The sequence below is a fragment of the Micromonospora sp. BRA006-A genome (assembly GCF_033433935.1).
GTDB lineage: Bacteria > Actinomycetota > Actinomycetes > Mycobacteriales > Micromonosporaceae > Micromonospora > Micromonospora aurantiaca.
This window is the reverse complement of record NZ_JANCLW010000001.1, coordinates 6,159,001-6,179,454: the sequence shown is the minus strand read 5'-3', so window position 1 is coordinate 6,179,454 and position 20,454 is coordinate 6,159,001. Positions and strand designations below refer to the sequence as shown.

Here is a 20,454-nt window from a genome sequence, read left to right as displayed (position 1 = left end):
CTGCCCCACTCCGGCCCGGTCGGAGGGATTCAGCCGGAGCGGTACGGGTAGTACCGGCCATGGCCCGGGACGGACGACTGCAGTTCCTGCGTCGTGGCAAGCTGCGCGAAGGGCTGGCGGACCGGGACGGGCAGCGGATCGCCTCGGCGATGGAGGAGTTGCGGCACCGGGGCAAGGCGACGCTGCACGACCGGCTGCACCGGGTCCGTACCGCGTTCGGTCTCGCCGTACAGGCCGGCCTCGCCGCCGGCCTGGCCTACCTGGTCGCGCACCGGCTGCTGAAGAACCCCCAGCCGGTCTTCGCACCGATCTCCGCGGTGGGCACGCTCGCCGCCTCGGTCGGGCAGCGGTTCCGGCGTACGGTCGAGCTGATTGTCGGCGTGGCGGTCGGCGTGCTCGTCGGCGACGCGCTCATCTACTTCGTCGGCACCGGCGCGTGGCAGCTCGCGCTCGTGGTGACCTCGGCGATCCTGCTGAGCATCTTCGCCGGGGCGAGCGTCGCCATCGTGATCCAGGCCGCGGCCACCGCGGTGCTGATCGTGACGCTCAGCCCGTCCACCGAGAACCTGGAGTTCCCCCGCTTCATCGACGCGTTACTCGGTGGCGGCATCGCGCTGCTGGTCACTGCCATCCTGCTGCCGCTCAACCCGCTCCGGGTGATCAACCGGGCCGCCCGGCCCGCGCTGGACCTGCTCGCCGACCAGCTCGACGCCTGCGCCGACGCGGTGCGCAACCGGGACCGGGACGCGGCCCAGCAGGCGCTGTTCCGGCTGCGGGAGAACAAGGAGGAGCTGGCCGCGCTCTCCGAGGCGATCGAGGGCGCGAAGGAGACCAGCACGCTGTCCCCGGCCCGCTGGCACCGGCGCAGCGAGCTGACCCACTACGCGGAGGCGGCCGACCCGATCGACCGGGCCATGCGCAACACCGGCACGCTGATCCGCCGCGCCGTCACCATGATCGAGGACGACGAACCGGCCCCCGAGCCGATGCCGGACGCGATCGGTCACCTGGCCGAGTCGGTGCGCCTGCTCCGCCAGGAGTTCGCCGCCGGGCAGGAGCCGCAGGAGGCCCGCGAACGGTCGCTGCGCGCGGTGAGCGAGGCCGGCCGGGCGTACGCCGAGGGGGTCGGCTTCTCCGGCAGCGTGGTGATCGCGCAGGTGCGTACCACGGCGAGCGATCTGATGGTGGCCTCCGGGATCGAGCAGGAGGAGGCGAACCGGCTGGTCCGGCAGGCGTTCGGCGAGAACCGCCAGGGCGAACCCGCAGCCCGGAACCCCGCCGCCCACCCACCCACAGCCCCACCCGTCGGCTGACCCCGCCCCCGCCCCGCCCTCGCCCGGCGTCGATCATGAAGTTGGCTGCCGGGAAAGCGCTTCCCGGGCCGGTCAACTTCATGATCGACGAGGTGGTGGGGAGAGGGGAGAGGGCTAGGGGAGGTGGGTCAGGGCCGTCAGGAGGGTGTCCACCTCCGGCTCTGTGGTGCCGAGGCCCAGGCTGGCGCGCAGGGCGGTCGGGGGCAGGTCGGTGCGGCCGGTACGGGCGGCGGCCTCGGCCAGCAGGCGCCGGGTCAGCGGGTGGGCGCAGAACAAGCCGTCGCGTACCCCGATCCGGTGCCGGCTCGCCAGGTGGGCGGCCACCTCGGCGGAGTCCCGCCCGGCGACCACGAAGCTGACGATGCCCACCCGGGGCGCTTCGGGGGAGAACATGCGCAGCTCCACCACGTCCGGCAGCGCGGCCAGGCCGGTACGCAGTCGCGCCAGCAGCGCCTGTTCCCGGGCGTGCAGCGCGTCCCGGTCGGCCGCGCCGAGCGCCTCGCAGACCGCGGCGAGCGCCACCGCCCCGAGCAGGTTCGGGGTGCCGGCCTCGTGCCGGGCCGGGCCGGTCGTCCAGCGCACCTCGTGCGTCGCCGCGCCGACGTGGCTGGTGGCGCCGCCTCCGGCCAGGTACGGCGGGGCCGCGTCCAGCCAGTCCGCCCGCCCGGCGAGCACGCCCGCGCCGAACGGGGCGTACAGCTTGTGCCCGGACACTGCCACGTAGTCCACGTCCAGCGCGGTCAGGTCGACCGGGGCGTGCGGGGCGAGCTGCGCGGCGTCGACCAGGATGCGGGCGCCGTACCGGTGCGCCACCCGAGCCAGTTCGGCGACCGGCCAGCACTCGCCGGTGACGTTGCCGGCGCCGGTGACCGCCACCAGCACCGGCAGGCCGGGCCGGGCGTCGCGGGCCAGTTCGCCGAGCGCCGCCGCGAGGGACCGGACCGCACCGGCCGGACTGTCCGGCACCGGCAGCCGTACCGACCCGCGCGGCCAGGGCAGCAGGTTGGCGTGGTGCTCGCCGCCGAACGTGATCACGGTGGTGCCGGCGGGCAGCGCCCGGGCCAGCAGGTTCAGCGCGTCGGTGGTGTTCCGGGTGAAGATCACGTGGTCGCCGGGGCGGGCGCCGAGGAAGTCGCCTACCGTCTGCCGGGCCCGCTCGTAGGCCAGTGTGCAGCGCCGCGACAGCGCGCCGGCGCCCCGGTGCACGCTGGCGTACCAGGGAAGGAGCCCGGCCACCGCGTCGGCCGCGGCCCGCGCGCACGGCGCGCTGGCGGCGTGGTCCAGGTTGATCTCCCCGGGTACGCCGAGCACGCCGAGCGGGCCGGGCCGGGCCGGCGCGGGCAGCACGGGCAGCACGGACAGCGGGGGTACGAGGGTGACGGTCATGCCGGAGCCTCCGGGGTCACAGGGGACCCCGGGGCGTCGGGACGGGGTCCGCGCTTGCCCGGCACGCGGAGCGGCACCGGGCCCGGTCATCACCCGGGGCACCCCACCGCGAACCTCGACGAGGGTTGCCGGCCAGCAAGCCGGGGCTTGACGCTGGCGCTCGTGACCTGTTCGGGAGCATAGCCGTGACGATGCGACCGGACCAGTGGGTCGCGGGTGACTACGCTGACCGCATGGCCGACACCCCGCCCGGCGCAGTACCGCCGCCACCGCATGCGCCCGCCGCCCCGCCCGCGGGTGCGCCGACGCCCGGGATGCCGTCGCGCCGGTTCGGCTGGCGACGGGCGTCGGTGCTGGCCGGGGTGGTGCTGCTGATCGCGGCCGGCGCGCTCTACATGGTCTACCAGCTGAGTGAGAGCCTGGGCGCGGAGGCGCTCCTGGTGGGCGCCGTCGCGGCGGTCCTGCCGGTGCCGGTGCTGGTCGCCTGCCTCCTGTGGCTCGACCGCTACGAGCCCGAACCGCTGCCCTACCTGGTCTTCTGCTTCGCCTGGGGCGCCTTCGTCTCCACCGCCATCTCGCTGAAGGTCAACCAGACGGGCGCGCAGATCTTCGACGACCTGGGGCTGCCCGCCGCGCTCACCGCGGTGCTCGTCGCCCCGTTCATCGAGGAGCTGACCAAGGCGGCCGGCCCGCTCCTGCTGCTGATCTTCCGGCGCCGCGAGTTCTCCGGGATCACCGACGGCCTGGTCTACTGCGGGCTCTCCGCGGTCGGCTTCGCCATGGTGGAGAACATCCTCTACCTGGGCGGGTACGGCTACCGCACGGGCGTGGAGCAGTACGGCCCGGCCACCGGCACGCAGCTGGTGATCGCGCTGTTCATCGGCCGGATCCTGCTGTTCGGCTTCGCCCACCCGCTGTTCACCTCGATGACCGGTGTCGGGCTCGGTATCGCGGCGCGTACCGCCGACCGCCGGGTACGGGTGCTCGCGCCGCTCGCCGGGCTGCTCGTGGCGATGATCCTGCACGGCACCTGGAACCTGCTGCCGACGCTCGCCCAGGCCATCGGGCAGCCGGTGATCGCGCTCTACGGCTTCATCGGCCTGATGATGCCGATCTTCTTCGCGATGGTGGGGCTGGCGATCTGGCTGCGCGCCTGGGAGGGGCGGCTCACCGAGCGCACGTTGCCCGACTACGTCCGCGCGGGCTGGCTCACCCCGCCCGAGGTGGCGGCGCTGGGGAGTCTGGGCCGGCGGCACGCGGCGCGTACCTGGGCCCGGCGGGTCGCCGGTGAGGGCGGGGTACGCGCGATGCGCGGCTACCAGTTCGCCGCGACCCGGCTGGCGCTGCTGCGTGACGGGATGCGCCGGGGACTCGATCACAAGCCGGCCGAGCGGGAGCGGACGGCGCGGGAGGAACGGGAGTTGCTGGACGCGATCACCGCGTACCGGTCGTTCTTCGTCGGTCGTGACCCGCAGGCGCCGGTCGGGGTCTGGGACGGTCAGCGCTACCACCTGCGGTTCCCGGACGGTTCGCAGCGCCCGGTCGAGGCGCCGGACGACCCCGTGGTGCCGATCCCGGTGGTGCTGGCCCCGCCGCCCGCCTTCCCGCCGAGCGGCTACGGCCCGAGCGGTCACGGCCCGGGCGGCTGGCACGACCCGGGCGCGCCCTGGCACCCCGGACGCTGACGCCGGCGCGGCTCGTGCGTTGCCCGGTCAGCTCATCAGGCCGGTCAGGAAGTCGCCGAGCCCCTGGGCGATGGCCATCAGCGCGGCCCCGATGCCCTTGAACACCTGCGCCGCACCGTCCGGCCGGAACGCCATGAAGTAGATCAGGAACGCGAGGAATCCCCAGGCGAGGATCTTCTTGATCACTACCGGCATGGTGTCCCTCCCCAGGGCGCGCTGAGGTGCCTGGGCTTCCCGCCGGGCAGCGCCGCAAACAGCGCCGCCGCGGAGCGAGCGGCGTCGGAGGGGGAGGACTACAGGTACAGACCGGTGGAGCCGGCGGCGGTGCTCTCCACCCGCTCGGCCGCCACGGCGTGCACGTCCCGCTCGCGCAGCAGCACGTACGCCCGCCCGTGCAACTCGACCTCGGAGCGGTCGTCCGGGTCGAACAGCACCCGGTCACCGGCCACTATCGCGCGGACGTTCGGCCCGACGCCGACCGCGGTGGCCCAGGCCAGCCGCTTGCCGACGGCTGCCGTCGCGGGGATCACGATACCGGCGGTGGAGCGGCGTTCCCCCTCCGCACCCTCGGTACGCACCAGCACGCGGTCGTGCAGCAGGCGGATCGGCAGCCCGGCGTCGAGACTCTGGTCGGCGGTCACGCGAAGACGCTACCGCGTGGCCGTCCGTCGATTCCGGCGTGGTTGGTGAGAGCGCCGGGCGGGCAATGTGTGGCCGAGTCGCCCTAGGGTGGGGCGTACGGACGTATCCTGTGCCCCCTGTGACCCGGTGGGGCCGATTTGCCGGAGGTGCGCTTGAGCCGCATGGAGCGGATGCGCGGACGGCTCCGCCGTGCGTACGAGTCGGGCCGGGAGGCGGCCCGGACCCGGCGAGCCGCTGCCGCGGAGGCGGCGGACGGGGGCGTGGCCTCTCCCGCCTCACCAGGACCGGCCGCTTCGCCGGAGGCGACGGTGGTGGGCGTCGAGCCGCCGGCGGCGTTGCACTCCTCGACTGTGAGCCGGGACGACACCGAGGTGCCGCACGCGCTGCGCATCGCCGCCGCGTGGTGCTGGCGTCTGATCGTGATCGGCATCGTCACCTGGGCCCTGCTCAAGATCGTCGGCACGATCAGCATCGTGATCATTCCGCTGACCGTCGCGCTGCTGCTCTCCGCGCTGCTCGCCCCGGCGGTCGGCTGGCTGCTCCGGGTCCGGCTGCCCCGCTCGCTGGCGACCGCAGTGGTGCTCGTCGGCGGCCTGGCCGCCGTCGTCGGCACGCTCACGCTCGTGGTCAACGAGTTCATCAAGGGCGTGCCGGAGCTGAGCCAGAAGTCCTCCGAGGGCGTCCGGCAGATCCAGGACTGGTTCAAGACCGGCCCGCTGCACCTGTCCGACAGCCAGCTCAACCGCTACATCGACGAGGCGCAGAACTGGATCAACGGCAACACCGAGCGGTTCACCAGCGGTGCGATAAGCACCGCCGCCACGCTCGCCGAGGTGCTCACCGGCACCGTCCTGGTCCTGTTCGCCACGTTCTTCTTCCTGCGCGACGGCAACAACATCTGGCGGTTCCTGGTCCGGCTGCTGCCGGTGGCCGCCCGCTGGAAGGTCGACGACGCCGGTCGCGCGTCCTGGGCGACGCTCGGCGCGTACGTGCGGGCCACGGTGCTCGTCGCCTTCATCGACGCGGTCGGCATCGGCATCTTCCTGGTGCTGTTCGACATCCCGTTCGCGTTCCCGCTGGCCGCGCTGGTCTTCCTGGGCGCGTTCATCCCGATCGTCGGCGCGTTCCTGTCCGGCGTGGTGGCCGTGCTGGTGGCGCTCGTCGACAGCGGCCCGGTGACCGCCCTGATCATCCTGGGCGCGGTGATCGGCGTGCAGCAGGTCGAGGGCCACGTGCTCCAGCCGCTGATCATGGGCCGCGCGGTGGCCATCCACCCGCTCGCCGTGATCATCGGCATCGCCGCCGGCGTGGTGCTCGCCGGCATCGCCGGTGCGCTGGTCGCGGTGCCGTTGATCGCCGTCCTCAACACCGCGGTGCGCCGGCTCGCCGCGCGTACCGTGCCGGACACCCCACCGGACGCGGTGGTGGTCGCCTCCCAGGCGCCCTGACCAGGCACGATCCGCCGACGCCCGCGTCACCCCGCCCGGGGAGGCGCGGGCGTCAGCTCTTGGCGAGCCGTTCCAGCGCGCCCCGGGCCACCTCGGGCCGGGTGGTGTACCAGAACGGCGGCAGCGAGCGACGCAGGAACGGGCCGTACCCGCGCGCCGTCTCCAGCCGCGAGTCGAGCACCGCCACCACGCCCCGGTCGCCGGTGGCCCGGATCAGCCGGCCGACGCCCTGGGCCAGCCGGACCGCCGCGATCGGCACGCTCACCGCCGCGAAACCCGAGCCGGCACCGGCGTCCACCGCCGCCGCCCGCGCCGCCGCGAGCGGCTCGTCCGGGCGGGGGAACGGCAACCTGTCGATCACCACGAGCTGGCAGGCGTCGCCCGGCACGTCCACCCCCTGCCAGAGCGACATCACCCCGAACAGGCAGCTCTCCCGCACCTCACGGAACCGGCGCACCAGCAGCGGCAGCGCCTCCTCGCCCTGGAGCAGCACGGGCAGGTCGGTCCGCGCGCGGACCAGCTCCGCGGCCTGCTGCGCGGCCCGCCGCGACGAGAAGAGCCCGAGGGTACGACCACCGAGCGCCTCGACCAGCGCCAGCAACTCCTCACCTGCCGGTCCGGGCAACCCGGAGACGCTGGGGCGGGGGAGATGCGCGGCGACGTACAGGATGCCCTGCCGGGCGTAGTCGAACGGCGAGCCGACGTCGAGCGAACTCCAGCCCGGCCCCTCGGTCGCGGGGACGGTGCCGATCGACGCGCGGCTGCCCTCGGCGGCGGCCACCGGCGTGACCGGGGAACGGCCCGCGGCGGCAGCGGTGGCGATCGCGGCGGCGGCCGGTGACGGCGGGGCGGGCGGCGGCGCGTCCAGCCCCAGCGCCCGGGCCACCGTGTCGAAGCGGCCGCCCAGCGCCAGCGTCGCCGAGGTGGCGACCACAGTGCGCTCGTCGTACAGGTGGGTGGCGAGCGTGCCCGCCACCGACAGCGGCGCGACGACGAGTGCCCGGCGACTGCCGTTGTCCGGCTTCTCGACCCAGGCGACGTCGTGGTCGGCCTCCTCCAGCAGCCGCTGGGCGGTGGTGGACAGCTCGTCCAGCACGGCCTTGGCCTGCTGCTTGCGGACCGGATCGGGGTCGTCGGCCTTCACGTCGCCGATCCCCTCCAGCGCGGCCCGGGTCGCCGAGTCCAGCAGCGTGCACGCCTCGCGCAGCGCGGGCGGCAGACCGGCGGTGAGCCGCCCGGCCGGCGCCTCGGCCAGCCCCACGGCGAGCGCGTCACCCGCCTCGGTGAGTCGTTCGGCCACGTCGGGGCGCAGCAGCGGCCGGGCCCGCCGGGTGGACCTGTCGATCAGCTCCGGCACCAGCTCCGCCTGGGCGGCCGACGAGACCCGGTCGGCCAGCTCATGCGCCTCGTCCACCACGAGCAGCCTGTGCGGCGGCACGATGTGCCGCCCGGCGAGCATGTCGACGGCGAGCAGGCTGTGGTTGGTGACCACGATGTCGGCCTCGCGGGCGCGCGCCCGGGACGCCTCCGCGAAGCACTCCTGCCCGAACGGGCAGCGGCTCGCGCCCACGCACTCCCGGGCCGGCATGGACACGCTGCGCCACACCTGGTCGTCCACGCCCGGATCCAGCTCGTCGCGGTCACCGGTGGCGGTCTCCTCGGCCCAGTCGCGCAGCCGCTGCACCTGCTTGCCCAGGCGGCCCGCCTCGCCCAGCCACTTGGTGCCGCCGCCTCCGGAGCGCGGCGCGTCGAACAGCGCGTCGTCCGGCTCGTCCTCGACCGAGCTGTCCAGCCGGGCCAGGCACAGGTAGTGGTGGCGCCCCTTCAGCACGGCGAATGTGGGACGGCGGCCCAGCACCGGCTCGACCGCGTCGGCCAGCCTCGGCAGGTCGTGCTCGACGAGCTGGGACTGCAACGCCAGCGTGGCGGTGGAGACCACCACCGGCCCGTCCACTGTCAGCGCCGGAGCGAGGTACGCCAGGGACTTGCCGGTGCCGGTGCCGGCCTGCACCAGCAGATGCTCGCCGGAGGCGATGCTGCGCTCGATCGCCTCGGCCATCTGCTGCTGACCCGGCCGGGCCGCGCCACCCGGAACCGCGCCCACCGCGGCGGTCAGCAGCTCCCCGGCACCGGCGCGGCCCCTGCGGCGCTTCTTCGGGACGGCCGGGCCGGTGGCGGTGCGGGACGGGGTCACCGTGCGACCGTACCCGCCGGCACCGACGGGGGTCCGGCCGCTCCGACGGCGTGGCGGGACTGCGGGTCGCGTCCGGTTACCTCCCGATCGCGTGGCGTGGCCGGAATCGGTTAGGGTGCCAGGCATGCCGAGCGATGTGGTCCGCGTGATCTACCGCAAGTACGACGGCAGCGCACACCGCGACTACCCGGCCCGCCGGCTCGCCGAGGACGATCTCGGCGTCTGGCTCGGCGTGCCCGCCGGCACCGAGTCCGTCTACCACGGCCGCCCGTCGGTCGAGCGGATCCCGTTCGTCCTGCTGGTGCCGCACCACGGATGGTGGACCGGCATGTTCAACCCGCCGCCGCGCACCAGCGAGGTCTACTGCGACATCGCCACCCCGGCCCGCTGGGAGGGTGAGGAGACGGTCCACCTGATCGACCTCGACCTGGACGTGGTGCGCCGCCGTGAGACCGGCCTGGTCGAGCTGCGCGACGAGGACGAGTTCGCCGTGCACCGGGCCCGCTGGGGCTACCCGGAGGACGTGGTCACCGAGGCCGAGGCCGCGTCCCGCTGGCTGCTCGGCGCGCTCGGCGACGGCACCGAGCCGTTCGCCACGTCGTACCGGAAGTGGCTCGCACTGGTGGTCTGAGCCGGCTCACCAGCGCGGCGGCCAGACGGCGTCCGGCCCCAGCGGCGGCAGGTCGCCGACCTTGGCCGGGTTGAGCTGGTTGAACACGCCGGTGACCCGCCCCTCGTGGACCGCGAACGAGGTGACCATCCGAACGGGCCGCCCGTCCCGGTGGAAGAACTCCGTCTGCCATCCCAGCGTGCCGTCCACCAGCACCGGGCGTCCGCGCAGGCCACCCCGCTGCCGGGCCTGGCCGTAGAGGCCGAGCAGCAGGCGGGCGACCGAGTCCACGCCGACCACCGGCCGGCGACCGGCCGGGAAGTGGCCGCCGGCGTCGCCGATCGACACCACGTCCGGGGCGAGCACGCGGACCAGTTGCTCCAGCTCACCCGACTCCACCGCAGCGGCGAACGCGGCGAGCACCCGCCGCTGCTCGGCGAGGTCGGCGCTGTGCCGGGGCGCGTCCGGCCCGTGCACCGCCCGGCGTGCGCGAGACGCCAGCTGACGTGCCGCCTCCGGCGTCACCGCGAGCACGTCCGCCACGCCGGAGAACGGCACCGCGAACACGTCGTGCAGCACGAACGCCACCCGCTGCTCCGGCGTCAGCCGTTCCAGCACGACCAGCAGCGCGGTGCCGAGCTGGTCGGCCCGTACCGCCCGCTCGGCCGGGTCGGGCGCGAACCCGTCCGCCGCCGGCACCGCTGTCACCATCGGCTCGGGGAGCCACTGACCGGGGTACGCCTCCCGGCGCACCCGGGCGGAGCGGAGCACGTCCAGGCAGATCCGGGAGCAGGTGGTGATGAGCCAGCCGCGCAGATCGCGTACGCGGGCGCGCTCCTCGGGGTCGCTCAGCGCGCCGGAGAAGCGCAGCCAGGTCTCCTGCACCGCGTCCTCGGCCTCGCTGCGGCTACCCAGCATCCGCTGCGCCACAGCCAGGAGACGCCCTCGTTCCGCCTCGAACTCCCCCGCAAGCTCGTCCACCCAGACATTCTCCCGCCCCACCCCTCGCCACGGCACCCCGCCCACCCCCACCCACCCCCGTTGATCTTGCACTTGCCGCCCCGGCAAACGGTGCTCTCCGGGCGTGCCAGGGACTGCAACCGCAAGATCGGCGGGACGAGGCGGGCGCGGAACGGCTCCGGGGGTGAGGATCGGGGGATGAGTGAGGTGGTGCGGCCCGTCGGCGGGCCTATGCGGGAACTGCTTCGAGTGGGGCCGGGGACTGTCGATCTGGCGGCTGTCGATCCTCGGTCGACGCCGGGGCTGCCGGTGGCGGCCGGGCGCGGGCCGGCGCGCAAGGAGTGGGCGCGGGCCCAGGTCGAGCTGATCGGCGCGGAACTCGGGCGGCAGCAGGAGATGCTGTACGCCTCGGCGAAGGGCGCCGCCGGACCGGGCGGCGCCACCAGCGCTCCGGCGCAGGCGGACGCCGGGCTGGACGGCGACCGGCCGCGCCGGGTGCTGCTGGTTCTCCAGGCGATGGACTGCGGTGGCAAGGACGGCACTGTGAAGCGGGTGGCGGGCGCGATGAACCCGCTCGGGCTGCACATCCGCTCGTTCGGGCCGCCGACCGAGGAGGAGTTGCGGCACGACTTCCTGTGGCGGGTACGCCGGGCGCTGCCACCGCCCGGCTACGTGGGCGTGTTCAACCGCTCCCACTACGAGGACGTGCTCATCGCCCGGGTCGAAGGGCTGGTCGACGAGGCGACCTGGCGGTCCCGGTACGCGATCATCAACGACTTCGAGCGGGAACTGACCGAGCAGGCGGTCACAGTGGTGAAGGTCATGCTGCACATCTCGTTCGCCGAGCAGGGGGAGCGGCTGATGGAGCGGCTCACCGACCCGACGAAGTTCTGGAAGTTCAACCCCAGCGACCTGGACACCCGGGCACGCTGGGGCGACTACCAGGACGCGTACGCCGAGGCTCTGGAGCGTTGCGGCACGGACGCCGCGCCCTGGTTCGTGGTGCCGGCGGACCGCAAGTGGTACCGCGACTGGGCCGTCGCCCACCTGCTGCGGGAGACGTTCGGCGGGTTGGATCTGGGGTATCCGCCTGCCGATTTCGACGTCGAACGGGAGCGTGACCGGTTACGGAACCAACTCGGCGGGTGACCAGGTGAACGGAAGGTGAACGAGCGGTGAATCGGGCCTGACCAGGGGTGGGCCGATCGAAAGTGGGTTCGGCGCGGTCCCTAGCATGCGCAGAGCAGACGCCCGGGGGGCGACGGCCACCCTTCCACCGACACGACGAGGTCCGTGCTGTGAAGTTTTCCTTCCGTCCCACCGAGGGCGCCTTCTACGAGCTCTTCACCAGGGCCGCGCAGAACCTGGTGAAGGGGACCGAACTGCTCAACGAGCTGGGTCTGCCCGGTGCCGACGTGCAGTCGATCAGCGAGCGGCTGACCGACATCGAGCACGACAGCGACCAGATCACGCACGAGCTGTACAAGAAGATCAACTCCACGTTCATCACGCCGTTCGACCGGGAGGACATCTACCGGCTGGGCTCGCTGCTCGACGACGTGATGGACCACCTGGAGGCGGTCGGCAACCTGCTCTACCTGTACGGCCTGACCAAGCTCCCGTCGCTCCCGCGCGAGCTGCACGAGCTGGTCAACGTGCTCGACCTGCAGGCCAAGCTCACCGCCGAGGCGATGCCCCGGCTGAAGTCGATGAAGGATCTCGAGGACTACTGGATCGAGTGCAACCGGCTCGAGAACGACGGCGACCAGGCGTACCGGATGCTGCTGGTACGCCTCTTCTCCGGTGAGTACGACGCGCTCACGGTGCTGAAGATGAAGGAGGTGGCCGACGAGCTGGAGGCCGCCTGCGACGCCTTCGAGCACGTCGCCAACACCGTCGAGACCATCGCGGTCAAGGAGTCCTGATCCAGTGAGTCCCGAACTCATCGCCGTGCTGGCGGTGATCGCGGTCGCCATGGCGTTCGACTACACGAACGGCTTCCATGACGCGGCCAACGCGATCGCCACCAGCATCTCGACCCGGGCGCTGACCCCCCGGATCGCGCTCGCGCTGGCCGCCGTCGGCAACTTCGTCGGCGCGCACTTCGGCGCCGGGGTGGCCAAGACGGTCGGCGACGGCCTGGTGACGTTGCCGACCGGGGTGGAGAGCCTCGGCGTGGTCTTCGCCGGCGTGCTCGGCGCGATCATCTGGAACCTGATCACCTGGTACTTCGGCCTGCCGTCCTCGTCCTCGCACGCCCTCTTCGGCGGACTGGTCGGCGCCACCCTGTTCGCCGCCGACGGCATCGTCCAGTGGGGCACCATCATCGAGAAGGTTCTCGTCCCGATGGTGCTCTCGCCGGTGGTCGGCCTGATCCTCGGCTTCCTGATGATGCTGGCGATCATGTGGCTGTTCCGGAAGGGCCAGCCCGGCAAGCTCAGCCGGGGCTTCCGGTGGGCGCAGACCGCGTCCGCCGCCGCCATGTCGGTCGGTCACGGCATGCAGGACGCCGCCAAGACCATGGGCATCATCGTGCTCGCGCTCTACACCGGTGGCTTCCAGGAGAGCAAGACGCACATCCCGGGCTGGGTGTTCTGGACCTCCGCCGCGATGCTGGCGGCCGGCACGTACGCGGGCGGCTGGCGGATCATCCGGACGCTCGGCCGGAAGATCATCGACCTCGGCCCGGCGGAGGGCTTCGCGGCCGAGACCGTGGCCAGCGCGGTGCTCTACTTCAACGCGCTGGTGCTGAAGGCGCCGATCTCCACCACGCACACGATCACCTCGGCGATCATGGGTGTGGGCGCGACGAAACGGCTCTCCGCGGTGCGCTGGAACGTGGCCGGCAACATCGTGATCGCCTGGATCATCACGTTCCCGGCCGCCGCCGCGATCGCCTGCCTCGCGTACCTGCTGGTCCGGCCCTTGTTCTGAGCTCCTTTTCGCGCTTCGCGCGACGACGTCGAAGGGTTCCCCGCCACGGCGGGGAACCCTTCACGCGTAGGAGACGCCGATCCGGTCCTTGATGTCGTCGATCAGGCCCATCACCTCGAGGGTGGCGGAGTGCGGGACCAGCGGGCTCTCGGTCAGCCCGGCCGCCAGGCAGCGCTGCACCTCGATCGCCTCGTACTGGTAGCCGCCGCCGGTCAGGTCCGCCGGGATCGTCTCCGCCTCGGTGCCGGCCCGGTGCAGCACCACGTGCGCGGGGCGGAAGAACAACTCGGGCAGGTCGATCCTGCCGGTGGTGCCGGTGATCGACGCGGAGATCGCGGTCGCCCCGACCATGCCGCAGCTGAGCGTCGCCACCGCGCCGGAGTCCCAGCCGAGCACCATGCCGGTGTTCTCGTCCACCGCCTCCGGGGTCAGCTTCGCCCACGCCTGCACGTGCTGCGGCACGCCGAGCACCAGGTGGGCCAGGCTCAGCGGGTACACGCCGAGGTCGAGCAGCGCGCCGCCGCCGAGCGTGCGGGCCCGCATCCGGTGCTCCGGCGGAAACGGGCCGGCCACACCGAAGTCCGCCCGTACGTGCGTCACCTCACCGATAGCGCCGTCCCGGATCAGCTCCAGCACGCGCAGGATCAGCGGGTTCGTCCGCATCCACATGGCCTCCATGAGGAACAGGCCCCGGGCGCGCGCCGTCTCCACCAGTTCGGCGGTGGTCGGCAGGTCCAGCGTGCACGGCTTCTCCACGAGCACGGCCTTGCCGCCGGCCAGACACGCGAGCGCCGCCTCGTGGTGCGCGGCGTGCGGGGTGGCCACGTAGATCGCGTCCAGGTCCGGGTCCGCGGCCAGTTCCGCCCACGAGGCGTACGCCCGCGGCACGTCGTGCCGGCGCGCGAACAGCGCCGCGCTCTCCCGGGTACGCGAGCCGACCGCGACCAGTTCGGCGTCCGGCACCAGCCGCAGATCCTCGGCGAAGCGGGCGGCGATGTTTCCGGTGGCCAGGATTCCCCAACGCGTCATGCCCGGCACGCTATCCCTTCCCGCTCCGGGGCCGGCAGGGTGATCCACCCGTCGGGACGTCAGGCGGTGCCGGGGACGTCGGCGGCGGCCCGGGCGGCCCGTTCGATCGTCGCCCGACGCGCCGTCAGCGTCGGCTGGTCGGGTTCCAGGTGCGCGTACTCGGCCCATGCCCCGGTCGAGCCGTCGAGCTGCTCGCGCAGGATGTCGGCGTGCCCCGCGTGCCGATTGGTCTCGGCCACCACGTGGACCAGGATGTTGAACAACTTGACGTCCGGGCGGGGCCACCACGGCACGTGGCCGGGAGCGTCGACGGCGAGGGCGTCGATCGTCGCGTCCGCGTGCTCGGCCGCCCGCCGGTAGCGGCCGATCACCTCCTCGCGGGTCTCGTGCTCGGTCGCCCACATGTCGGTGCCGTCCGGATCCGGGTCGTCCCACCGGGGCAGCGGCTCCGGGAACGGCCTGCCGAACACCTCGCCGAAGTACCGGGCCTCCCCGAAGGACAGGTGCTTGACCAGGCCGAGCAGGTTGGTGCCGGACGCGGTCAGGGGACGGCGCACGTCGTACTCGGACAGCCCGTCGAGCTTCCACAGCATCGCCTCGCGGATCTGGCGCAGGTCGTTGTGCAGATACTGCTTCGCGAAGTCGTCGATCATGGGTCACCACCCTGCCAGTCGCGACCGGCGGCCGCTGCCCCGTGCCGGCGACGGTCCGGCTGGTCCGGCCGGCCGGCCCGCACGACCGGGCGCGGCGAGCTGATGCCGCTTCGCGGCGAACACGTAGCGTGAAGAACGCGCAGAGTGACGGCTGCCGCCCGCCTCCTCGTCGAAGTCAGACGTTCAAAGGCGATCAACCGGACATAAGGCGGCCTTGGCGCAAGTTGGGCTGATTACCTCGCGCCCACTTTGCTCTGCAACCTCATGCGCACCGCTCACGGACGGTTGCCGCTGCGGATCTGGCTGCAGAGCAAAGGCGGCGGAGGGGTGTCCGTGGGTAGGGACCGAGAACTACGCATCGTGACCAGGTGGCGTGGTCGGGGAGTGCGGGTGAGGCGCTCTGTGCCCCCGCCCGGCCGCCCCCGGCCGGGCCGCCCGTCGCGAACTAGGCTCGGCGCATGACGATCGACGGCTTCGCCGCACCCCCCGCCCTGGTGGAGCACGCCCGCCGGTTCCAGGCCGAGGGCGCCGTGCCCGCCGTACCCCGGGTCGCCGCCACCGTGCTGCTGCTCCGCCCGGCCGGCGACGGCTTCGAGGTCTACATGATCCGCCGGGTGGCGGCGATGACGTTCGGCGGCATGTACGCCTTCCCCGGCGGCGGCGTGGACCGCTCCGACTCGGAGGCGCACCTGGGCTGGGCCGGCCCGGAGCCGGCGGCGTGGGGGGAACGGCTCCGGCTCGACCCGTCCGACGCGCAGGCGGTGGTGTGCGCCGCCGCCCGCGAGGTCTTCGAGGAGGCGGGCGTGCTGCTCGCCGGGCCGGACCCGGACACCGTGGTCGGCGATGTGAGCGGCGACGACTGGGAGGCGGCCCGCCAGGATCTGGAGGGACGGCGGGTCGGCTTCGCGGACCTGCTGGCCGGGCGGGGCCTGACGCTCCGGTCCGACCTGCTGCTGCCGTGGAGCCGGTGGATCACCCCGGAGTTCGAACCGCGCCGCTTCGACACGTACTTCTTCGTCGCCCTGCTGCCCGAGGGGCAGCGGACCCGGGACGTCTCCGGCGAGGCCGACCACACGCTGTGGCTGCGCCCGGCGGACGCGCTGGCCCGGGCGGAGGCCGGCGAGCTGACCATGCTGCCGCCGACCATGGTCACGCTCGCCGAGGTCGCCGCCGCGGGCGACCTCGCCGCCGTGGCCCGCGCCGCGGCAGAGCGCGAGCCGGGTACGCCGATCCTGCCCCACATCGACGGCCTGGACGGCGACGAGCCCCTCTTCCGCCTGAGCTGACCTCGGCCGGTGGTGTTAAGAGGGGCCCCTTCCTCTACCGGAGGCGTTAACAGGGTGCCCCTCCTTACACCTCAGCCGAAGCGGCCGGTGATGTAGTCCTCGGTCTTCTTCTGGGCCGGGTTGCTGAAGATCTTCTGGGTGTTGTCGTACTCGATGAGGCGGCCCGGGTCGCCGGTCTTCTCGATCGAGAAGAAGGCGGTCCGGTCCGACACCCGCGCGGCCTGCTGCATGTTGTGCGTGACGATGATGATGGTGAACTTGTCCTTGAGCTGGAACATCAGATCCTCGATCGCCAGCGTGGAGATCGGGTCCAGCGCCGAGCAGGGCTCGTCCATCAGCACCACCTGCGGCTCGACAGCGATGGTGCGGGCGATGCAGAGCCGCTGCTGCTGACCGCCGGACAGGCCCGCGCCCGGCTTGGCGAGGCGGTCCTTCACCTCGTCCCACAGGTTCGCCGAGCGGAGCGCCCGCTCGGCGGCCTCCTCCAGGATCGACTTGCGCCGTACGCCGTTGAGCCGCAGGCCGGCCACCACGTTCTCGAAGATGCTCATGGTGGGGAACGGGTTCGGCCGCTGGAAGACCATGCCGATCATCCGGCGGACCGCGGTGACGTCCACGTCGCGGTCGTAGATGTCCTGGTCGTCGATGGTGAGGCTGCCCTCGACCCGGGCGCCGGGCAGCACCTCGTGCATCCGGTTGATCGACCGCAGGAAGGTGGACTTGCCGCAGCCGGACGGCCCGATCAGGGCGGTGACGGTCTTCGGCTCGACGGTCAGGTTGATGTTCTCGATCGCCTTGAACCCGCCGTAGTAGGCGGTCACGTTCGTGGCTTCGATGCGCTTGGCCATGGTGGCGGTACCTCCGGGGTTCATCGGCCGAGCCGGTTGCGGCGGGACAGCAGCTTCGCCGCCACGGTGAGGACGAGGACGAGAGCGACCAGGGTCAGCGCCGCGGTCCACGCCCGTGCCGGCGAGTACTTCGACGCCTCACCGGCCTGCTGGTAGACGAAGAGGGCCAGCGACGACTGGTTGTTCTCGAACGGGTTGAAGTTGATCGCCGCGCCGCCGCCGGCGACGAGCAGCACCGGCGCGGTCTCACCGGCGGCCCGCGCGATGGCGAGCATGATGCCGGTGACGATGCCGGGCAGCGCGGTCGGCAGCACGACCCGCAGGATGGTCTTCCACTTCGGTACGCCCAGGGCGTACGCGCCCTCGCGCAGCGGCGCCGGCACCAGCCGGAGCATCTCCTCGGTGGAGCGGACCACAGTGGGCAGCATCAGCACGCTCAGCGCCAGCGCGGCGGCGAAGCCGGAGAAGCCCGGCCGGCCGTCGTTGAACCACGGCGAGACGATCAGCACCCAGAAGGCCAGCGCGAACAGGCCGGTGACGATCGACGGGATGCCGGTCATCACGTCGACGAAGAAGCGGATGGTGAAGGCGAACCGGCCCCGGCCGTACTCGACGATGTAGATCGCGCAGAGCACGCCGAGCGGCACCGTGATCAGCGTGGCGATGCCCACCTGCTGCAACGTGCCGACGATCGCGTGGTACGCGCCGCCGTTGGCGTCCCGCGACCCGATGTTGTTCATCGAGGTGCCGAAGAAGTTCGCGTCCAGCCGCTCGGAGCCCTTGCTCACCAGCGTCCAGACCACCGAGGCCAGCGGGAGCACCGCCAGCACGAACGCGGAGTGGATCAGCGCGCTCCAGGTGCGGTTGCGGGCCGACCGGCGGCCCTCCACCGCGTTCGCCGCGACGAACAGACCGGCCAGGTAGAGCAGCGCGCCGACCACCACGACCAGGACCGGGCCGCCGGTGCCGGTGCCGTACACCACTGCCGCCGCGAGCAGCAGCGCCGCGACGGCGATGGCCGGAGCGGCGTACGCGGGAAGCCGCCTCGCCCGCAGCGTGGCCGGCTGGGCCGGCGGGCGCGGGCGGCGGGGGGTGAGGGTAGTGGTCATGCGGCCGACTCCGTGAACTCGCGCCGCCGGTAGATGATCGCCCGGGCGGTGATGTTGACGATCAGCGTGATCGCGAACAGCACCAGGCCGGAGGCGATGAGCGCGCCCCGGCCGGTGTCGTTCGCCTCGGCGAACCGGTTGGCGATGTTCGCGGCGATCGAGTTGCCGCCGCTCTGCAGGATGTTGAACGAGATGGCGTACGTGGAGCCGAGCGTGAGCGCCAGCGCGATGGTCTCGCCGAGCGCCCGGCCCAGGCCGAGCATCACCGCGGCGATGACGCCGGGCCGCCCGTACGGGAGGACCGCGGTGCGGATCATCTCCCAGCGGGTGGCGCCGAGCGCGAGCGCTGCTTCCTCGTTCGCGGTCGGGGTCTGCCGGAACACCTCGCGGGACAGCGAGGTGACGATCGGCAGCACCATGATGGCGAGCACCACCGAGCCGAGCAGGATCGAGTTGCCGTACGGGCCGTCGCCGAAGATCGGGATCCAGCCGAAGTACCTGTTCAGCCAGGCGGACAGGTCGGCGACCGGCTGGGCGAAGTAGTCCCGGCCCCAGAGGCCGAACACGACGCTCGGCACGGCGGCCAGTAGGTCGATCAGGAAGCCCAGGGCGTTGCCGAGCCGCCGGGGCGCGTAGTGCGACAGGTAGAGGGCGATGCCCAGCGCGACCGGCACCGCCATGAGCAGCGCCAGCAGCGAGCTCAGGACCGTACCGAAGGCGAGCGCGCCGATGCCGAACTGCGGCGGGTTGTCGTTCGGGAACCAGCCCTCGAACGTCCAGAACGATTCGGTGTTCGCCCGCAGCGCCGGGACGGCCTTGGCGACCAGGAAGATCGCGATGGCCGCGATGACCACCAGGACCGTGGTGCCGGCGGCCAGGGTCAGGCCGCGGAACGCCCGTTCCGCGCCGAAGGCGCGGGCCCGGGGGAGGGCACCGCCGCCGCCGAGGCCACCGTCGGGGCGGCCCGGGTTACCGGGGCGCTCGGCCACACGCGCCGAGGCACCGGCGGGTCGCTCGTGACTCGTGGTCACGGGGTTCCCGCCGGTGCCGGCGTGGGCCGAGCGGTGAGGGGTGTCACCCATCTGCTCGCTCGCTTCGTGTTGAGGAGGTGTCGGTCAGAGCGTCAGGAGAGGCTCTTGACCGCGGCCTCGACCTTGGTGCGGACGGTCTCGGGCAGCGGCGCGTAGCCGAGCTCGACGAGCTCCTTCTGCCCCTCGGCGCTGGCGGCGTGGCCGAGCAGGCCCTTGACCAGCGGCAGCTTGTCGGCGGCGAGGCCCTTGCTGCAGACGATCTCGTAGGTCGCCAGGACGATCGGGTACGCCCCGGCCTCCTTGGTGTTGTAGTCGATCGACATCTTCAGGTCGTTGCCCTGACCCTCGAACTTGGCGCCGGCGATGGTCTTGCCGGCCGAGTCGCCGGTCAGCTCGACGAACTCGCCGTTGCCGTTCTTGATCTTCGCCATCTTCAGGTCGGAGTTCTCGGCGTACGACCACTCGACGTAGCTGATGGTGCCGTCGGTGCTCTTGACCTTGCTGGCCACACCGTCGGACTTGGCCGCGCCGACGCCGCCCGGGGCCTTCCAGGCCTTGGAGTTACCGAGCGTCCAGTCCGCCTCGGCGGTCTTGGAGAGGTACTTGGTGAAGTTGTCGGTGGTGCCCGACTCGTCGGAGCGGTGCACCGCCTGGATCGCGGTCGACGGCAGCTTGGCGTCCGGGTTGTCGGCCTTGATCGCCGCGTCGTCCCACTTGGTCACCTTGCCGGCGAAGATCTTCGCCAGCGTGGCCGGGCTGAACTGGAGGTTGTCCGCGCCGCCCACGTTGTAGACGACGGCGACCGGGCCGATGACCATCGGCAGGTTGAGCGCCTGGCCGCCGGTGCACTTGGCGTCGGCCTGCGGCTGCTCCTCCGGCTTGAGGGGGGAGTCCGAGCCGGCGAAGTCGGCGGTGCCGGCGATAAAGGCCTGGATGCCGGCGCCCGAGCCGCTCGGCTCGTAGTTGATCGTGGTGCCGGCGCACTTCTGCTGGTACACCTTGATCCACTCGGCCATGGCGTTCTTCTGGGCGGAGGAGCCCTGCGCGTTCAGCGTGCCCGTCGCGCAGTCCACCGCGGCGGCGGAACCGGCGGTGGAGGCGCCGGCCGGCTCGTTGTTGTCCGAGCCGCAGGCGCTGAGACCGAGAACCGCGGTAAGAGCGAGACAGGCGATGGCGCCGTGCCGCTGGAGCTTCACTTGAGGGGTTTCCCTTCACGTCTTTGGTCAGGTCGCCCGGAGTGCCGGGGGCCGGCGCTGACCGGCTGACACGAAAGGTAGGAGGGCCAGGTGGACGGTTCGCCGGACGCAAGTGAACGCGCGGTGAACA

General features: G+C 72.6%; 19 protein-coding genes and 1 riboswitch. Of the genes, 8 read left to right on the top strand and 11 right to left on the bottom strand.

The window, feature by feature from the left end; translation table 11 throughout:
• Positions 1-59: 59 nt before the first annotated feature.
• Positions 60-1,313 (top strand): FUSC family protein, encoded by a 1,254-nt coding sequence (locus NMK34_RS28305; RefSeq protein WP_013475094.1) that lies wholly within the window; start codon positions 60-62, stop codon positions 1,311-1,313.
• Between the two features lie 114 nt (positions 1,314-1,427).
• Here NMK34_RS28305 and NMK34_RS28300 read toward each other — a convergent pair whose 3' ends face one another.
• Complete coding sequence (locus NMK34_RS28300) at positions 1,428-2,699, bottom strand: aminotransferase class V-fold PLP-dependent enzyme (protein ID WP_318335878.1); 1,272 nt, start codon at positions 2,697-2,699, stop codon at positions 1,428-1,430.
• Positions 2,700-2,744: 45 nt separating this feature from the next.
• A riboswitch (SAM riboswitch) is annotated at positions 2,745-2,867 on the bottom strand.
• A 23-nt stretch (positions 2,868-2,890) separates the two neighbouring features.
• On the opposite strand from NMK34_RS28300, the gene NMK34_RS28295 reads away from it, so the two are divergent.
• A complete protein-coding gene (locus NMK34_RS28295) occupies positions 2,891-4,384 on the top strand; it encodes a PrsW family intramembrane metalloprotease (protein ID WP_318336447.1) in 1,494 nt (497 codons plus the stop codon).
• A gap of 27 nt (positions 4,385-4,411) precedes the next feature.
• Here the strand turns inward: NMK34_RS28295 and NMK34_RS28290 are convergent, their stop codons facing one another.
• Both NMK34_RS28290 and NMK34_RS28285 read right to left on the bottom strand, forming a co-directional pair.
• Entirely contained in the window at positions 4,412-4,579 is a 168-nt protein-coding gene (locus tag NMK34_RS28290; protein WP_167796936.1) for a hypothetical protein, read from the bottom strand.
• 98 nt (positions 4,580-4,677) lie between these two features.
• On the bottom strand, positions 4,678-5,025 hold the full coding sequence (locus NMK34_RS28285; protein WP_013288840.1) for a GroES family chaperonin: 348 nt from the start codon (positions 5,023-5,025) through the stop codon (positions 4,678-4,680).
• A gap of 162 nt (positions 5,026-5,187) precedes the next feature.
• On the opposite strand from NMK34_RS28285, the gene NMK34_RS28280 reads away from it, so the two are divergent.
• Positions 5,188-6,474: an AI-2E family transporter gene (locus NMK34_RS28280; protein ID WP_318336446.1), complete on the top strand. Its 1,287-nt coding sequence runs from the start codon at positions 5,188-5,190 to the stop codon at positions 6,472-6,474.
• Between the two features lie 52 nt (positions 6,475-6,526).
• Here NMK34_RS28280 and NMK34_RS28275 read toward each other — a convergent pair whose 3' ends face one another.
• Positions 6,527-8,668 (bottom strand): ATP-dependent DNA helicase, encoded by a 2,142-nt coding sequence (locus tag NMK34_RS28275; RefSeq protein ID WP_318335877.1) that lies wholly within the window; start codon positions 8,666-8,668, stop codon positions 6,527-6,529.
• Positions 8,669-8,792: 124 nt separating this feature from the next.
• Here NMK34_RS28275 and NMK34_RS28270 point away from each other — a divergent pair, with 124 nt between their 5' ends.
• A complete protein-coding gene (locus tag NMK34_RS28270; RefSeq protein WP_123110811.1) occupies positions 8,793-9,299 on the top strand; it encodes a DUF402 domain-containing protein in 507 nt (168 codons plus the stop codon).
• A 6-nt stretch (positions 9,300-9,305) separates the two neighbouring features.
• Here NMK34_RS28270 and sigJ read toward each other — a convergent pair whose 3' ends face one another.
• Positions 9,306-10,259, bottom strand: coding sequence for an RNA polymerase sigma factor SigJ (gene sigJ / locus NMK34_RS28265; RefSeq protein ID WP_318335876.1), 954 nt, complete (start codon positions 10,257-10,259; stop codon positions 9,306-9,308).
• 177 nt (positions 10,260-10,436) lie between these two features.
• On the opposite strand from sigJ, the gene NMK34_RS28260 reads away from it, so the two are divergent.
• From NMK34_RS28260 to NMK34_RS28250, 3 genes are all read left to right on the top strand, one after another.
• Positions 10,437-11,387, top strand: a complete 951-nt coding sequence (locus tag NMK34_RS28260) for a PPK2 family polyphosphate kinase (RefSeq protein ID WP_318335875.1) — start codon at positions 10,437-10,439, stop codon at positions 11,385-11,387.
• 149 nt (positions 11,388-11,536) lie between these two features.
• Complete coding sequence (locus NMK34_RS28255) at positions 11,537-12,163, top strand: DUF47 domain-containing protein (protein WP_013288834.1); 627 nt, start codon at positions 11,537-11,539, stop codon at positions 12,161-12,163.
• 4 nt (positions 12,164-12,167) lie between these two features.
• Positions 12,168-13,172 (top strand): inorganic phosphate transporter, encoded by a 1,005-nt coding sequence (locus tag NMK34_RS28250; RefSeq protein WP_194801845.1) that lies wholly within the window; start codon positions 12,168-12,170, stop codon positions 13,170-13,172.
• A gap of 60 nt (positions 13,173-13,232) precedes the next feature.
• Here the strand turns inward: NMK34_RS28250 and NMK34_RS28245 are convergent, their stop codons facing one another.
• Complete coding sequence (locus tag NMK34_RS28245; protein ID WP_318335874.1) at positions 13,233-14,201, bottom strand: Gfo/Idh/MocA family oxidoreductase; 969 nt, start codon at positions 14,199-14,201, stop codon at positions 13,233-13,235.
• A gap of 59 nt (positions 14,202-14,260) precedes the next feature.
• Complete coding sequence (locus NMK34_RS28240; protein WP_318335873.1) at positions 14,261-14,854, bottom strand: DinB family protein; 594 nt, start codon at positions 14,852-14,854, stop codon at positions 14,261-14,263.
• A 458-nt stretch (positions 14,855-15,312) separates the two neighbouring features.
• Here NMK34_RS28240 and NMK34_RS28235 point away from each other — a divergent pair, with 458 nt between their 5' ends.
• Positions 15,313-16,140 (top strand): NUDIX hydrolase, encoded by an 828-nt coding sequence (locus tag NMK34_RS28235; protein WP_318335872.1) that lies wholly within the window; start codon positions 15,313-15,315, stop codon positions 16,138-16,140.
• A gap of 71 nt (positions 16,141-16,211) precedes the next feature.
• On the opposite strand, the gene pstB is transcribed toward NMK34_RS28235, so the two are convergent.
• Genes pstB through pstS form a run of 4 tightly spaced genes read right to left on the bottom strand, consistent with a single transcriptional unit; the run spans position 16,212 to position 20,324 of the window.
• Complete coding sequence (gene pstB, locus NMK34_RS28230) at positions 16,212-16,988, bottom strand: phosphate ABC transporter ATP-binding protein PstB (protein WP_120572908.1); 777 nt, start codon at positions 16,986-16,988, stop codon at positions 16,212-16,214.
• A gap of 20 nt (positions 16,989-17,008) precedes the next feature.
• Complete coding sequence (pstA, locus tag NMK34_RS28225) at positions 17,009-18,097, bottom strand: phosphate ABC transporter permease PstA (RefSeq protein ID WP_318335871.1); 1,089 nt, start codon at positions 18,095-18,097, stop codon at positions 17,009-17,011.
• Positions 18,094-19,179, bottom strand: a complete 1,086-nt coding sequence (gene pstC / locus NMK34_RS28220; RefSeq protein ID WP_318335870.1) for a phosphate ABC transporter permease subunit PstC — start codon at positions 19,177-19,179, stop codon at positions 18,094-18,096. Before pstC ends, pstA begins: the two co-directional genes overlap by 4 nt.
• 41 nt (positions 19,180-19,220) lie before the next feature.
• Entirely contained in the window at positions 19,221-20,324 is a 1,104-nt protein-coding gene (gene pstS / locus NMK34_RS28215; protein WP_318335869.1) for a phosphate ABC transporter substrate-binding protein PstS, read from the bottom strand.
• Between the last annotated feature and the right edge of the window lie 130 nt (positions 20,325-20,454).

Coding starts and splice junctions, on each gene's coding strand:
- NMK34_RS28300 (WP_318335878.1), bottom strand. CDS start 2,699: ATGACCGTCACCCTCGTACCCCCGCTGTCCGTGCTGCCCGTGCTGCCC.
- NMK34_RS28235 (WP_318335872.1), top strand. CDS start 15,313: ATGACGATCGACGGCTTCGCCGCACCCCCCGCCCTGGTGGAGCACGCC.
- NMK34_RS28290 (WP_167796936.1), bottom strand. CDS start 4,579: ATGCCGGTAGTGATCAAGAAGATCCTCGCCTGGGGATTCCTCGCGTTC.
- NMK34_RS28295 (WP_318336447.1), top strand. CDS start 2,891: ATGCGACCGGACCAGTGGGTCGCGGGTGACTACGCTGACCGCATGGCC.
- NMK34_RS28245 (WP_318335874.1), bottom strand. CDS start 14,201: ATGACGCGTTGGGGAATCCTGGCCACCGGAAACATCGCCGCCCGCTTC.
- NMK34_RS28270 (WP_123110811.1), top strand. CDS start 8,793: ATGCCGAGCGATGTGGTCCGCGTGATCTACCGCAAGTACGACGGCAGC.
- NMK34_RS28240 (WP_318335873.1), bottom strand. CDS start 14,854: ATGATCGACGACTTCGCGAAGCAGTATCTGCACAACGACCTGCGCCAG.
- pstC (WP_318335870.1), bottom strand. CDS start 19,179: ATGGGTGACACCCCTCACCGCTCGGCCCACGCCGGCACCGGCGGGAAC.
- NMK34_RS28280 (WP_318336446.1), top strand. CDS start 5,188: ATGGAGCGGATGCGCGGACGGCTCCGCCGTGCGTACGAGTCGGGCCGG.
- NMK34_RS28305 (WP_013475094.1), top strand. CDS start 60: ATGGCCCGGGACGGACGACTGCAGTTCCTGCGTCGTGGCAAGCTGCGC.
- NMK34_RS28260 (WP_318335875.1), top strand. CDS start 10,437: ATGAGTGAGGTGGTGCGGCCCGTCGGCGGGCCTATGCGGGAACTGCTT.
- pstA (WP_318335871.1), bottom strand. CDS start 18,097: ATGACCACTACCCTCACCCCCCGCCGCCCGCGCCCGCCGGCCCAGCCG.
- pstB (WP_120572908.1), bottom strand. CDS start 16,988: ATGGCCAAGCGCATCGAAGCCACGAACGTGACCGCCTACTACGGCGGG.